The 14995-nt window shown below is 43.4% G+C and carries 11 protein-coding genes; 2 read left to right on the top strand and 9 right to left on the bottom strand.

What is annotated here, in order from left to right:
* Nucleotides 1–195: 195 nt before the first annotated feature.
* The 4 genes from fusA to ACT3TU_RS06920 form a co-directional block, all read right to left on the bottom strand.
* Nucleotides 196–2322 carry an elongation factor G gene (gene fusA / locus ACT3TU_RS06935; RefSeq protein ID WP_192523617.1) on the bottom strand — a complete coding sequence of 709 codons (2127 nt, stop codon included), beginning with the start codon at nt 2320–2322 and terminating at the stop codon, nt 196–198.
* 353 nt (nt 2323–2675) lie between these two features.
* Complete coding sequence (gene rpsG / locus ACT3TU_RS06930; RefSeq protein ID WP_192523618.1) at nt 2676–3149, bottom strand: 30S ribosomal protein S7; 474 nt, start codon at nt 3147–3149, stop codon at nt 2676–2678.
* A gap of 210 nt (nt 3150–3359) precedes the next feature.
* Nucleotides 3360–3734: a 30S ribosomal protein S12 gene (rpsL, locus tag ACT3TU_RS06925; protein WP_011281154.1), complete on the bottom strand. Its 375-nt coding sequence runs from the start codon at nt 3732–3734 to the stop codon at nt 3360–3362.
* Nucleotides 3735–4187: 453 nt separating this feature from the next.
* Nucleotides 4188–5495, bottom strand: coding sequence for an EcsC family protein (locus tag ACT3TU_RS06920; RefSeq protein WP_192523619.1), 1308 nt, complete (start codon nt 5493–5495; stop codon nt 4188–4190).
* Nucleotides 5496–6156: 661 nt separating this feature from the next.
* Between ACT3TU_RS06920 and ACT3TU_RS06915 the strand changes: the two genes are divergently transcribed.
* A complete protein-coding gene (locus tag ACT3TU_RS06915; RefSeq protein WP_192523620.1) occupies nt 6157–7392 on the top strand; it encodes a beta-ketoacyl-ACP synthase II in 1236 nt (411 codons plus the stop codon).
* 2 nt (nt 7393–7394) lie between these two features.
* A complete protein-coding gene (locus ACT3TU_RS06910) occupies nt 7395–9134 on the top strand; it encodes an anthranilate synthase component I family protein (protein ID WP_192523621.1) in 1740 nt (579 codons plus the stop codon).
* Nucleotides 9135–9502: 368 nt separating this feature from the next.
* On the opposite strand, the gene hisC is transcribed toward ACT3TU_RS06910, so the two are convergent.
* The 5 genes from hisC to ACT3TU_RS06885 all read right to left on the bottom strand — a co-directional run bounded on the left by hisC (nt 9503) and on the right by ACT3TU_RS06885 (nt 14911).
* On the bottom strand, nt 9503–10636 hold the full coding sequence (hisC, locus tag ACT3TU_RS06905; protein WP_192523622.1) for a histidinol-phosphate transaminase: 1134 nt from the start codon (nt 10634–10636) through the stop codon (nt 9503–9505).
* A gap of 101 nt (nt 10637–10737) precedes the next feature.
* On the bottom strand, nt 10738–12033 hold the full coding sequence (hisD, locus tag ACT3TU_RS06900) for a histidinol dehydrogenase (RefSeq protein ID WP_192523623.1): 1296 nt from the start codon (nt 12031–12033) through the stop codon (nt 10738–10740).
* Between the two features lie 470 nt (nt 12034–12503).
* Complete coding sequence (gene hisG / locus ACT3TU_RS06895; RefSeq protein ID WP_192523624.1) at nt 12504–13199, bottom strand: ATP phosphoribosyltransferase; 696 nt, start codon at nt 13197–13199, stop codon at nt 12504–12506.
* Nucleotides 13200–13293: 94 nt separating this feature from the next.
* Complete coding sequence (gene murA / locus ACT3TU_RS06890) at nt 13294–14562, bottom strand: UDP-N-acetylglucosamine 1-carboxyvinyltransferase (RefSeq protein WP_192523625.1); 1269 nt, start codon at nt 14560–14562, stop codon at nt 13294–13296.
* A gap of 103 nt (nt 14563–14665) precedes the next feature.
* A complete protein-coding gene (locus ACT3TU_RS06885) occupies nt 14666–14911 on the bottom strand; it encodes a BolA/IbaG family iron-sulfur metabolism protein (protein WP_192523640.1) in 246 nt (81 codons plus the stop codon).
* Between the last annotated feature and the right edge of the window lie 84 nt (nt 14912–14995).

Here is a 14995-nt window from a genome sequence, read left to right as displayed (position 1 = left end):
GGTCAACCACCTAAAATTTATAACATAATTAAGCGAGTATCGACCACATTAAGATAATTATTAAAAGGGTGCACATACTAATGTGCAGATATTATAAGAAAATTGTCGCCAATAACAAGCCTTTTAACCAATTATTGGCGTATTTCCTATTAACAATATAACGCTAAGCAGTATATTGCTTTTATTTATACAATTTTACTCGTCATCATCTTTAGAGTTGAACTTAGAGATAATGTCAGCAGCAACTGATTTTGGAATCTCAGCATACTTTTGGAATTCCATAGAGTACGTTGCACGGCCTTGTGACATTGAGCGCATTTGCGTGGCATAACCAAACATTTCCGCTAATGGTACTTCAGCACGAATCTGCTTAGTACCGCCAGGCAAGTCTTCCATACCCTGAACCATACCACGACGACGGTTAAGATCGCCCATGATATCGCCCATGTAGTCTTCAGGTGTTTCAACTTCTACTTTCATTACAGGCTCAAGTAGCGCAGGGTTTGCCGCCATGAAACCTTTTCTGAAAGCGATAGAACCAGCCATTTTAAATGATAACTCATCCGAGTCAACATCATGGTAAGAACCATCATACAAAGTCGCTTTTACACCAACGATTGGGTAACCAGCAAGTACGCCGTTTTTCATGCGCTCTTGGATACCTTTATCAACCGCACTGTGGAATTCTTTTGGTACCGTACCACCAACCACTTCTTCAGCGAATTCATATTCGACGTCGCCTGCTGGATCAAGTGGCTCAAGACGTAACCAAACGTGACCAAATTTACCACGACCACCTGTTTGACGGACGAATTTGCCTTCTTGCTCGATGGTTTCACGAATCGTTTCGCGATAAGCAACCTGTGGCGCACCGATGTTGGCTTCAACACCAAACTCACGCTTCATACGGTCAACTAGAATCTCAAGATGCAGCTCACCCATACCACTGATGATCGTCTGACCCGACTCTTCGTCAGTATGTACACGGAATGATGGATCTTCTTTAGCCAAACGACCCAAAGCAATTGACATTTTTTCTTGGTCAGCTTTGGTCTTAGGTTCAACCGCTAGGCTGATAACTGGATCTGGGAATTCCATACGCTCAAGTGTAATGATGTTGCTTTCATCACATAGCGTATCGCCAGTACCCACATCTTTCATGCCAACTAACGCTGCGATATCACCAGTACGAATTTCTTCAAGCTCTTGTTGTGAATCTGCCATCATCTGTACGATACGGCCAACACGCTCACGCTTCATTTTAACAGGGTTGTAAACACTACCACCTTGCTTGATGACACCTGAATAAACACGAACGAAGGTTAAGTTACCAACGAACTTGTCATTCATAATCTTAAATGCAAGCGCTGAAAATGGCTCGTCATCTGAAGATTCACGGAAGCCTTCACTTTCTTCTTTATCGTTCAGGATACCTTTAATAGCAGGTACATCTGTTGGATCTGGAAGATACTGAATAACCGCATCCAACATTCTTTGCACACCTTTGTTTTTAAAGGCAGTACCACAAAGTAGTGGGATGATTTCATTGTTAATGGTTAATTGACGAAGCGCACCATGAATTTGTTCTTCTGACAATTCACCGTTCTCTAAGTACTCTTCCATTAACTCTTCAGTGGCTTCAGCTGCGTTTTCTACCAGATACTCGCGATACTCTTCTGCTTTTTCTTGTAGTTCAGCTGGAATTTCGCGCAAGTCATATTCCATACCTTGAGACGCTTCGTCCCAATAAATGGCTTTCATGCTGACTAGATCAACCACACCTTCAAAGTCGTCTTCTTTACCAATTGGAATAACCAAAGGTACTGGCTTGCCACCTAGACGAGTTTTGATTTGGTCGATAACGCGATAGAAATCTGCACCAACGCGATCCATTTTGTTGACAAATGCAAGACGTGGTACTTTATATTTGTTTGCCTGACGCCATACGGTCTCAGACTGTGGCTGAACGCCGCCTACTGCACAGTAAACCATGCAAGCGCCATCAAGAACACGCATAGAACGTTCAACTTCAATCGTGAAGTCAACGTGACCTGGGGTGTCAATGATATTGATACGGTGTTCGTCGAACTGCTTCGCCATACCTGACCAAAAGCAAGTAGTCGCCGCTGAGGTGATAGTAATACCACGCTCTTGTTCTTGCTCCATCCAATCCATGGTAGCTGCACCGTCATGGGTTTCACCAATCTTGTGACTAACACCGGTATAGAACAAAACACGCTCAGTAGTGGTCGTCTTACCAGCATCAATGTGCGCTGAGATACCAATATTGCGATAGCGCTTTAGGGGAGTTTTACGAGCCATAGTGTTTTCCTAGGAAAAGTCGTGTATATAATAATGAGTTGTGTCTCTACCTCATACTCTATGACAAAGCGTTCAGCTTCGTAATATTACTTACTGATCATTGGACCTAATACGGACAATAAAAGAGCAAATACTAAGAATAGTGCGGCATCAAATCTAGGATGCTCCCTAGTAAACAGTATCGTTTAAGAGGAGCATCTTGATAGATATCCGCCATCTCAGCTGCTAATAAGTTAAACTTACTTACAACCGAACGGATGATGGCGGCAATCAATAGAATAAAAACAATGTGCGATTAATTGACCTCAGTCATTAATCTAGAACCACTGTATAACAGCCATTCAAAAAACATCTTAGAAGCGGTAATGAGAGAATGCTTTGTTAGCATCTGCCATGCGGTGAACTTCGTCACGCTTTTTCATAGCAGCGCCTTTGCCATCAGCAGCATCATTCAATTCGCCTGCTAAACGCAAAGCCATTGATTTTTCAGAACGCTTAACAGCAGCTTCAGCTAACCAACGCATAGCCAAGGCGGTACGACGGGAGGGGCGTACTTCCATTGGTACTTGATAGGTTGCACCGCCAACACGGCGAGCTTTCACTTCTACCATTGGGCGTACATTTTCTAAGACTTCTTCAAAGAAAGCGACTGGATCTTCAATCTTGCGCTTTTCACTTACTGTTTCTAGTGCACCATAAACGATACGCTCAGCAGTAGATTTTTTACCATGGCTCATTACATGGTTAATGAATTTTGCAACAGTTTGGCTACCAAACTTAGGATCCGGTAGGATCTCACGGGTAGCAATGACGCGACGTCTTGGCATAATAATAATCCTTTTCTTCAGGAGTGTCTGACATTCACAATCTCGCACCAGTTGTATATTAGGTGGCGTTATATCGAGTTGTCAGTCAGCCTTACTGCATGGCGGTATGTTATAGCAATAAATCATCTACTTAATAAAGTTATCGCTGACACCAGACCCATGCACAGTTAATGGGTGATACAAAAAAGCTCATTTAATAACGGTTAGTTATTAAACTTTAGGCTTCTTAGCACCATATTTAGAGCGACCTTGTTTACGGTCTTTTACGCCTGCGCAATCTAGTGCACCACGAACGGTGTGATAACGTACACCAGGTAGATCTTTTACACGACCACCACGGATAAGAACAACACTGTGCTCTTGTAGGTTATGACCTTCGCCGCCGATGTAGCTTGATACTTCATAGCCTGAAGTCAAACGTACACGACATACTTTACGCATGGCTGAGTTAGGTTTTTTAGGCGTGGTAGTATATACACGAGTACATACACCGCGGCGCTGTGGACACGCTTCCAACGCAGGAACTTTTGACTTTTCCTTGATGGTTTTGCGACCTTTACGAATCAATTGGTTAGTTGTTGCCATAAGGCATCCTTCTCCCGTTTGGTATAAAACAAAAAAATGGGGCAATACACCCTCATCTGACGTTAGTGGCAGATTTCGGAGCACCCATTTTTAGGACAATGTATTATAAAGAGTTGTTGCAGCTATTTCAACCACTTATGAATGGTTTCACTTTACAACATTCGATAGATATGCTTAACGCCTACTACCATACTATTTTATCTGTTGTTAATTTAAAACTAACTAAAAACAGACTACTAAATATGGTATCGAAAGTAACGCTGTGCATAATTTAGATAAGATATTTAGAAATAAATAAACAGCGATTTACAGTGGTTATATGACGATATTATCTTATTTTTCAATAGAAAAAGATACTATCGTCATAATTAAAAACACCTCACACCTTTGAGCAGATTACAGTGTATGAGTTTGCTTTATACAAAATAGAAAAACTAGGCAGGTATCACCGCTCTACTTACTTTGTTTATCGACTGCTTTATCAGTGTCATTTGTGCTTTTTTCAGAGGGTTTGGCGGCACTACCCTTTTTATCACTTTTTTTCTCTGAGGCTTTTTGCTTCTCTGAGACTTTTTGCTTAGTATTCTTTTGTGTCACATTTTCCGGCTTAGCGTCTTTTTTCTCGCTATCTTCTTTGCCACTACTTTTCTTATCTGTTTTTTTAGCTGTTGCTTTTTCTGACTCTATATTAGTGCTTTCGGCAGTATCTTTTGCCTTTGTTTCTTTTTGCTTAGCATCTTCAAGACTTTCAGCGTTTTTAGAGTCCTGCTGCTTGTCTTTATCAGCAGGTTTAGTGACCTCTGCTTCGCTGCTACTGTCATCCGTAATCGCACGATTGGCAAGCTTGGTTTCAGGCGCAAAAGTCGCTTGAGCAACACCAATCACTTCATCGATCAACTGACTGTTGTAGCGCATACCAATGAAGACCGCGGTGAACGGTAATAAGCGGCGCATCCACGATAGATTGATTTGGTCTAAATCAATACCAACCTGACCTGCAATTTTATCGACTTGCTCAGCATAGAAGTTTACGTTGGTGTTTTTTAGGCCCAGATTTTTAAGCTCACTGTGTAGACCGCTGCTTTGTGCATTATCTAGTAAGCCCTTACCGATGCCTATACCTGCTAGCAACGCTTGTTTTTCTTGCATTTTGCTCAAGTCAGCATTGGCAAGCAGCTCATAGGCCATCTTGACACCTTGCTTACCCGTTAGCGGCTTATTGTAGACCGCGCCCAATTGGTAAACGGTACGTAATGAAACCAATAGCAACCACAGCGTATCAGCAAGTAGCCCTGGCAAACCAGCTAAACCTGTAATCCCGCCTAGCGTTGCAAGCGCGCGGTTTTGATTGGCGATGTCGGTTGCCAATGCATAGCGCTGCTCATTATCTAAGCTGGCAATATCGGCAAAGCGATGTTGATTGGGCAGATCAATCTGGCTCCAATTGGCAGCAAGCTTGGCAATCTGAGCAAATGCCCCATCTAACGTCGATTGAAAAAAGCTATTGGGCACCACTTTTTTGGCGTATTTACCATAAGTGGCAAAACGCGGCCCCAATAACTGCTGGGTTGCTTTTAAGGTTTGTTCACGGAATAAGTCTTGCTGATAATCTTCATCGCCTAGGTTAACCGCTTTAAATTGACGCGGTTTACTGGTTTTAGCATTCATACTATCTATGACCGCCCCTACTCGTTCAAGATTATTACGAGTAAAAGAGCCAACGGTGGTGATACTTTTAGAAAGAGTGCTACGCTTTGCCATGATGATATCCTTAATATATGGTTTGGTTATTTATTATAAACTGCTTATTTTTTTAGTATTAATCAGTGTACCATTCTAACGAATAATCAGTCTAAATGTCAGTGCTAACAATGTTATTGCTCTCATCCGTTTTGTATCTAAAAGTATCACTTATTGATGACCGGCCAATTTCTTTAAGATACAACTTTATGATGTGTAGTATAAATATAGGCAGTTCTAAATAAAATCGATACGCCGGTAGCTATGCGCTAGCTGTTATAAAGTAAATCATCTATAAACTGGTTCTATTTTATGACTAACATAGCAGCTTTTACGACGCTCAAAACTGCTAAAACCAATAGGTACTTGTTTTTGAAGATACGCATTATTTTGTGGTTATTTTGCACTTATACAAAGATTTTAGGCTCTTGATACGTTATGATATGCCATAACTCACAGTACAGCTGTACTTCTATTTATAGTTAGCCATTTATAGAGTATATAGGTTTATGATGACCGTTATAATGGCTACAAAATAAGCATTTAATACTCGCGAACCTCTTCGATTAGAACATTCTTAATATTAAAAAGAGAGACGTTTGAGGTTGAATAATAGAAGTCAGTATTCAAAAACGATTGCTAAAGGTAATTCTCCAAAATCGTTACTCATAAGGAATAGAATATGCGCCGCGTTGTTATCACTGGAGCAGGGATTGTCTCTTGTATCGGACATGATTTAGCTACTGTCACCGACTCTCTTAAACAAGGCCGCTCTGGCATTACATTCAATGAATCGTATGCTGAGCACCAATTTAAATCACACCTTAGCGGTAGTATCGATAAATCAGCGCTTGATACCTCAGCTATCGACCGTAAATTAAAACGGTTTTTTAGCGACGCCAGTCTCTATGCCTATGTCAGCGCCTTAAATGCTATTGAGCACGCTGGATTATCACTTGAGACTATTAATAACAATCCGCGTGTGGGCGTAGTAGCAAGTTCAGGCGGCGCCTCAACCGAAAATATCGTCAATGCTATTGATGCGATGCGCGAAAAAGGTCTACGCGGTGTCGGCGCCATGGCTGTACCAAAAACCATGGGCAGCTCGGTATCTGCAGCACTAGCGACGGGTTTAAAAATCCATGGTATTTCCTACTCTCTATCTTCTGCATGTGCCACCTCAACCCATTGTATCGGTCATGCCGCTGAGCTGATCCAGCTAGGCAAGGCGGACGTGGTACTCGCCGGTGGTAGTGAAGCTGAACACTGGACACAGTCTTGTATGTTTGATGCCATGGGCGCAATGAGTACTCAGTATAATGATACGCCGAAACTTGCCTCAAGAGCATATGATAAAGACCGTGATGGCTTTGTGATTGCCGCTGGTGGTGCGATGGTGGTGGTAGAAAGTTTAGAACATGCCCAAGCGCGCGGTGCCAATATTTTAGCCGAAATCGTCGGTTACGGTGCCAGCTCAGACGGTGCAGAAATGGTTGCACCAAGTGGCGAAGGTGCCGTTCGCTGTATGCAGCTAGCCCTTGCTGAAGCAGGATTACAAAGCGTCGATTATATAAATAGTCACGGTACGAGCACGCCATTAGGCGATATCACCGAGCTCAAAGCCATTGCTAAAGTCTTTGGCGATGATGTCAGTCAAGTACCCGCTATTAGCTCGACCAAATCCATGACTGGCCATAGCTTGGGTGCAGTCGGTGCTCAAGAGCTGATTTATTGCTTATTGATGCTAAAAGAAGGCTTTATCACCCCCAGTATCAACATTGAGCAACTCGATCCTGCTGCCGAAGGCTTTGATATTGTCACTGACAAGCGTGACGTTAAGCTCGAAACGCTCATGAGTAATAGCTTTGGCTTTGGCGGCACAAATGCTACCCTCATCATCAAAAAATTTGACGCCTAAATATGGTCGCACCATTTAATCACAAAACTGAGCAGACAGTTTCTGCGCCATCGCCAGCTACCAAACCTAGCTGGCGTTTTGGTGACTTACCTGCCGCAGAACTGATGCCGCCGCTACAGCAATATTTATACGCTCAAGATGCTAAGGCAAACTGGCAATTGGTTTGGCTCAATAACGACGGGCAGCCCATCATTGGCTTATTACCGACAGTAAGCTGGTCCGTTTATTACGGTGCGAATGACCCGCCTCCTTCTGACAAACAAGAAACGCTTTATAAAGTCGAAAAAACTTGCCGCGCCAGCCACCATATTCATCACAGCACCGTCACAACAACCTATATGTGCTACAGTGAATGGCAAGATGAATTGATTGCTTATAGTCAAGCTTATAACATCGATAGTAATAGCAATGACTCACACTCAACATTTAAAACAAATAAAAAACCCAACTATCATCACGGTCTCATCGGTTTTATTGGTTATGATATTGCCGCTCACGAGCTAAGCCCAGCGAGCAACATTGAGCTGGCAGCACAGCCGTGTGCGCTACTTGGACATTATGATATCTATCTAACCCCTAAAAAAAATGATAACTCAGGTTGGCAGTTAGAAGTAAATAGCACGGCTAACGCGTCAAATAAAGATATTGATGAAGAACAAAAAAACAAACTTGTCATAGCCCTTATTGCTTATTTAGATGCGTTAGATAAAAAACTGTCTGATAAACATCCTAATCGAAAAAACATCAACCAAGCGCAACTTGAAACCTCGTCAGCGCCTGCTTCTTTGCTATTAAATGCACGATGGGGCAAGCGTCATTATCAGCAAGCCTTTGGTCAAACGCAAAACTATCTACAGCAAGGCGACTGCTATCAAATCAATCTAACCCAAGAGTGGCAGGGTCGTCTCACTCATACACAATCAACATCGAATATCATCGATTACTTGCCTGCTCTACATCGTAATACACAAGCGCCCTTCGCAGGGTATTTAGCGATTCAACATTTAAATGATAACGCTAATAGTAATAAGCCAGACAATTCTACTGAGCGCACAAGCAGCTTTGAGCTCTTAAGCTGCTCTCCCGAGCTATTTTTCACCTTTATCAAAGACGGTGCCACTGGTAAACACCATATACGTACTAAGCCAATTAAAGGTACGATGCCACGTGGTGCAACTGCTGAGCAGGACAATAACTATAAACAACAACTCATCGATAGTGAAAAAGACCGCGCCGAAAACGTGATGATTGTCGATTTATTGCGGAATGATTTGGGTAAGTATGCCAAGATAGGTAGCGTAAAAGTGCCGCAGTTATTTGCGATTGAAAGCTTTAGCAATGTGCATCATATGGTCAGCACCATTACCGCTGAATTACGCACAGATACTCATCCGCTTGCCGTATTATTTGGCAGCTTGCCCGCAGGCTCAATCACTGGAACACCAAAGAAACGCGCGGTCGAGATTATCTCTGAATTGGAAAACGCCCCACGTGGTGCTTATTGCGGCACCATGGGTTATATGAATTTTGATGGTAGTGGACAATGGAATGTACTAATTCGTACCCTGCAAGCAACCAGCACAGCAGATGATGTAGCAAACAATACGAAGCAAGTCAGTTTATGGGCAGGTGGCGGCATCACTGTCGCTTCTGACTGCGATGCTGAATATCAAGAATGTCTCGATAAAGTGGGTAATTTGCTATCCGTTCTTGCTAAAACAGCTATAGTTCAAATACTTTAAAAGCGCTACGATACTGCGGGTATAGTTTTTTTGCAGCCTCTGTCTGCGTAGGCACAGCAAGCTAGAAAAAACGGTACCTGCAGTACATGATGTAGCGATATTACTTCTCACTGACTATAATACCAAACCCAAAAAATACGATTAGCTGTGTGTTCAAAAACTGCTTAAAGTAGTACAAAAGAGCCTGCTAACATGATGTTAGCAGGCTCTTTTTATTGCTGATAAATATTGTGTCGCTTCAATATTATACCATTCACAAAAATTAGAGTAGCAAGGAAAACGAGTGCAAGTGCTACGCCTTGTAGACTAAACGAGTTTGACACGGCTAATCGTACTTTTTGGGTTTGGTATTACAGTAGAGCCAAACATCAGTTAGCTTCGACACCCTCAATTGCTTGCAACGCTTTTAATGCACTGATCAAACGCTCATGCTGCGACTGCGTGCCGATAGTAATACGCAGGTATTCTTCCACACGAGGCTTCTCGAAATGACGAACAATAATACCCTGTTCGCGCAATGCACTCGCTACAGCACTCGCCTTGCCATCTTTTGGACGGGCAAAGACAAAGTTGGCATGTGATGGCAACACGTCATAACCTAGCGCGGTCAATTCTGCTGTCAACGAGGTGCGTAAATCGATCACTTGCTGACAAGTCTGCTCAAAATACTCAACATCCAACACACTAGCTGTCGCGCCAGTTTGCGCCAACTTATCTAATGGATAGCTATTAAAGCTATTTTTCATCCGGGTTAGCGCCTCAATCAATGAAGCATTACCAAACGCCATACCAACACGCAGTCCAGCCAGCGAGCGTGATTTTGAAAAGGTTTGAGTCACAAGTATATTGTCACACTCATTAATAAGGCTGATGGCTGATAGCTCAGAATCCGTACTGCCTTCTTCTACCTGAGCAAAATCTATATACGCCTCATCAATCACCACCACAGAATTCGAATGCTCGCTGGCAAGTTTACGAATATCAGCAAGCGACAATAATAAACCGGTTGGCGCATTAGGGTTGGCAATGATGATACCGCTACACGGCTGACGATAGGCATCAGGGCTGACACTAAAATCAGCTTCTAGGGCAATTTGTACCAGCTCTACGCCAAATGTCTGCGCATATACAGGATAAAAGCTATAACTAATATCAGGCGCTAAAACGGGGCGTTCCTTTAAGAAAAAACTGGCAAACACTAGCGCCAGCACTTCGTCCGAGCCGTTACCAACGAACACTTGGTTGATATCAAGATTATATAGCTCTGCCAATGCGCCACGCAAATCATCAGATTCAGGCGCAGGATATAAGCGCAGTTCATCCGCTTGCTGCTCTAAGACTTTGGCGATGGCTTCCCCTACTTTTGGTGAGGGCGGAAATGGATTTTCATTGGTGTTTAATTTGCATAAATTATCATGCTGAGGCTGCTCGCCAGGGACGTAAGGTGACAAATTACGCGCTTTAGATGACCAAAGCCTGGTATCTATCTTTAACTCACTCATAAGTTATCCTACTATTAGCCACATAAATTATTAAAAACAGGTTTTAAAAGTACTATCCAAAAGTACCATTTAAAAGTAACTCTCAAAGTATCCAAAACATATTACTGATAACGATAACGGGCTGAACGCGCATGGGCTTCTAAGTCCTCACGCTGCGCTAAAATATCTGCAGTTTCTGCTAACGGCTTACTACCAGATTCAGAACAATAAATAATCGATGATTTCTTCTGAAAATCATAAACGCCCAATGGCGAAGAAAAACGCGCGGTACCCGAGGTTGGCAACACATGATTGGGACCAGCACAATAATCGCCAATCGCCTCTGGTGTATGACGACCCATAAAGATGGCACCAGCATGACGAATGTCATCAAGCAATGCGTCGGGTTCATCGACAGACAATTCTAAATGCTCAGGGGCAACGCGATTAATAACCACCATGCCCTCCTCGCGGTCTTTAACCAATATAAGCGCGCCGCGATTTTTTAGCGAGTCACGGGCGATATCGGCTTTTGGTAATTCTGCCAATGCTTTTTCGATTTCTGCGGCGACTTCTTCAAGTTGCTTACGACTTGTCGTCACAAAGATAGCTTGGGCGATACGGTCATGCTCAGCTTGTGATAATAAGTCCATCGCTAGCCAATCAGCGCGATCTTGCGCCTCGCCTTCTGCATAGACTAATACTTCAGAGGGACCGGCAATCATATCGATGCCCACTTGACCGAATACCGCACGTTTGGCCGCAGCGACATATTTATTGCCCGGTCCGGTGATTTTGTCTACTGCTGGAATAGTTTCAGTACCGTAAGCTAATGCGGCAACCGCTTGTGCGCCACCAATGGTAAAGACGCGATCAACCTTGGCTAAATGCGCCGCTGCCAATACCAATGGATTGAGGACGCCTTTTGGGGCGGGTACCACCATAATAACTTCTTTGACGCCAGCAACTTTAGCAGGGATAGCATTCATTAATACCGAAGACGGATAAGACGCTAGACCGCCTGGTACATAAATACCGACGCGATCAAGTGGTGTGACCTTTTGACCCAAGCGATTACCCAGCTCATCTTCATACTGCCAAGTCTCTTGTACTTGGCGCTCATGAAAAGACTGTACCCGTGTCGCCGCGGTGATCAGTGCCGTTTTGACAGTACCATCAAGATTCAAAAACGCTTCAGCAAGCGCCTCTTTAGACAGCTCTAACTCTTGCATCGTCGTTGCTGGATGCTGATCAAACTGTTGGGTCAGTGCCAGTACCACGCTATCGCCACCATGACGCACGTTAGCAATAATATCATCTACCGTTTTTAGTAACTCAACATCATTGACCGTTTCAAAGGCTAATAATTGTGTCAATTGACTGTCAAAATCGGCATCTTGGGTACTTAACTGGCGCATGATTCCATCCTATGTTTGAGCATAAAATACTGCTAAAAATACACGCTATAAGACCACTTATAAAGAGACATAAAGCGTGTTTGCGGTTCACAAATTTTATGGTTGCTTGTAACTGCTTATTGCATGTTTTCTTATTCAAATGATACTAGGGCATGTCATCAATTAGCACATTTAATCATTTAGTGGTCTTAAAATGGCTAAATTTTGCCAAACATCGTCAAATAACTGGTTAATATCTCGATATTATCTGCGCTATTTTCCTTGTTTGACTACAATTTTGCTCATTTTAAGCCTCACAATCTAAATGATGACACGCCCTAGGCCGTGGCCTAAACTTAATGGTCTAGCAACCAACACAATAAAACCAGTTTAGCACGCTATGTCTATCATAGAGCGCTAAACTGGTTTTAAAATTTGTATAATGGTGCTTGATATTACCAATGATTGTCATCGTTTTATAAAGCACTAATTTATGAGGCGCTGGCAATACTGTCTTTAAAACTATCTAAGATAGGTTCCAGTAGGGCAAATTTGCGTTTATAGCTCACTTGATTGACGATAAGGCGTGAGGACACATCGCAAATATGATCGCGTGCTTCAAGGCCATTGGCACGTAAGGTATTACCCGTATCGACCACATCGACAATCAAATCACCCAAGCCGACCAATGGCGCAAGCTCCATTGAGCCATAAAGCTTAATCACATCTACTTGCTGACCTTGGCTGGCAAAGTAAGCGCGCGCAACATTGACATATTTGGTGGCGATACGCAGACGACGATTGGGTAGTGGCGCATCTTTTACCCCAGCAGTCATCAGCTTACATTGGGCAATCTGCAAATCAAGCAATTCATAAACATGATTGGCGCCGTGCTCGAGCAACACATCTTTACCTGCCACCCCAAAATCCGCTGCACCGTGCTCTACATAAGTAGGTACGTCGCTGGCGCGTAAAATCAATACGCGAACATTAGGATTTGAGGTAGGGAAAATGAGTTTGCGTGACGCTTCAGGGTCTTCTAACAAGTCAACGCCAGCAGCACGTAGCAACGGCATCGTTTCTTCTAAAATACGACCCTTTGACAAGGCCAGTGTTAAACCTGCAAACTCATCATTTACTTCATTTAATAAACCGTTACTTGGTAGGTTGTTGCTTGCTTCAGTCATAATGACTCATATCCGTGTACAGTTGGTATCCCCATCACAGGGAATTTTTTAATTTTGCAATGCTTTAATGCCGTATTTAACTAAGCCATCAAAACTAATCGTTGGTACTAATACGCTCGATATTGACGCCCAGCGCACGCAATTTGTCTTCGACATGCTCATAGCCACGGTCAATATGATAAATGCGGTCGATTAAGCTCTCGCCTTCAGCAGTCGCCGCTGCCATCACTAATGACATAGAGGCACGTAAATCCGTCGCCATAACAGGAGCAGCAGTGAAGTTTTCCACTCCTTTCACAACCGCAGTATGGCCATCGACTTGGATAGAAGCGCCCAAACGATTAAGTTCAGGTACATGCATATAGCGATTCTCAAAGATATTCTCGATGAAAGTACTGGTACCATCGGCAATGCAAGCAATGGCCATTAGCTGCGCTTGCATATCGGTGGGAAAACCAGGATGCGGCTGTGTGCGAATATCAACGGCTTTTGGGCGACCTGTCATCTGCGCGCGAATCCAATCATCACCAGTAGTAATGATTGCACCCATATCTTCAAACTTCTCTAGTACAGGTGATAATAATAGCGCAGAAGTATTTTTGGCCAATACATCACCGCGCGTCATCAACGCCCCAGCAAGGTAAGACCCTGTCTCGATACGATCTGGCACCACTGAATATTCACAACCATGTAGACGTTCAACGCCTTCGATAGTCATGGTTGACGTACCGATACCGCTTATTTTGGCGCCCATGGCAACCAGCATATTGGCCAAATCCACCACTTCTGGCTCCAGCGCGCAATTACCCAACACGGTAGTGCCTTTGGCAAGCGTGGCTGCCATAATCACGTTTTCCGTACCACCAACGGTAACCATGTCAAATGAGAAGTTACAGCCGATTAGCTTGCCGCCTTTTGGTGCTTGCGCTTTCACGTAACCATTCTCTACGCTAATTTCAGCGCCCATGGCCTCAAAGGCTTTTAGATGCTGATCAACAGGACGAGAGCCAATGGCACAACCACCTGGCAAGGAGACTTCGGCTTCCCCAAAACGTGCCAACAATGGCCCAAGCACTAAAATTGAGGCACGCATAGTTTTGACCAAATCATACGGCGCATAAAAGTTATCGATACTCTTGGTATCGCAAGTAACGGTATCGTCTTGTTTTTGGATATTGATACCCATGCCACCGATCAATTTAATCAAGGTACGCACATCTTGTAGCGATGGTACATTGTGCAGTGTCGTCGGCGTCTCAGCCAATATCATCGCCGCAAGTAACGGCAACGCGGCATTTTTGGCGCCTGAGATAGTAACTTCCCCTGCGATACGACTGCTACCGGTGATTAAAAATTGATCCATAAAGGTGACAACCTAGCAATGAGTATAAAAAAGTATGAAAACCAGTAGTTATAGACCAGCAAAAAATTGCCAGTGACACAAATCTAGTCAGATATAAAAAGTATTAGCCTTGCGATTGAACTTCCCATTCAGCAGGCGTTAATGCTTGAATATTAAGCGCATGGATATCACCGCTCGCAATTTTATCATTAACCAGCGCGTAGACGGCTTGCTGACGTTGAACGGCGCGTTTGCCTTCGAAACTGGCATCAACCACGCGTACATCAAATTTCGTACCTTGGTTGGCAGCTTGAATAAAAGCGTCTGGGAAGTGAGTTTGTAAAAATGCGATCAAATCGTCAGCGTTCATGCTCATAAAGTATTCTGCCTTAAAGGTTAAGATAGGGTATAGATTTAAAGTGACAACATTATAACAAGAGTTTAAGCATCTTAC

This window comes from Psychrobacter sp. AOP3-A1-26, from assembly GCF_052378235.1.
Lineage (GTDB): Bacteria > Pseudomonadota > Gammaproteobacteria > Pseudomonadales > Moraxellaceae > Psychrobacter.
The sequence above is the reverse complement of the archived record's forward strand: the minus strand, read 5'-3'. Positions and strand labels throughout refer to the sequence as shown.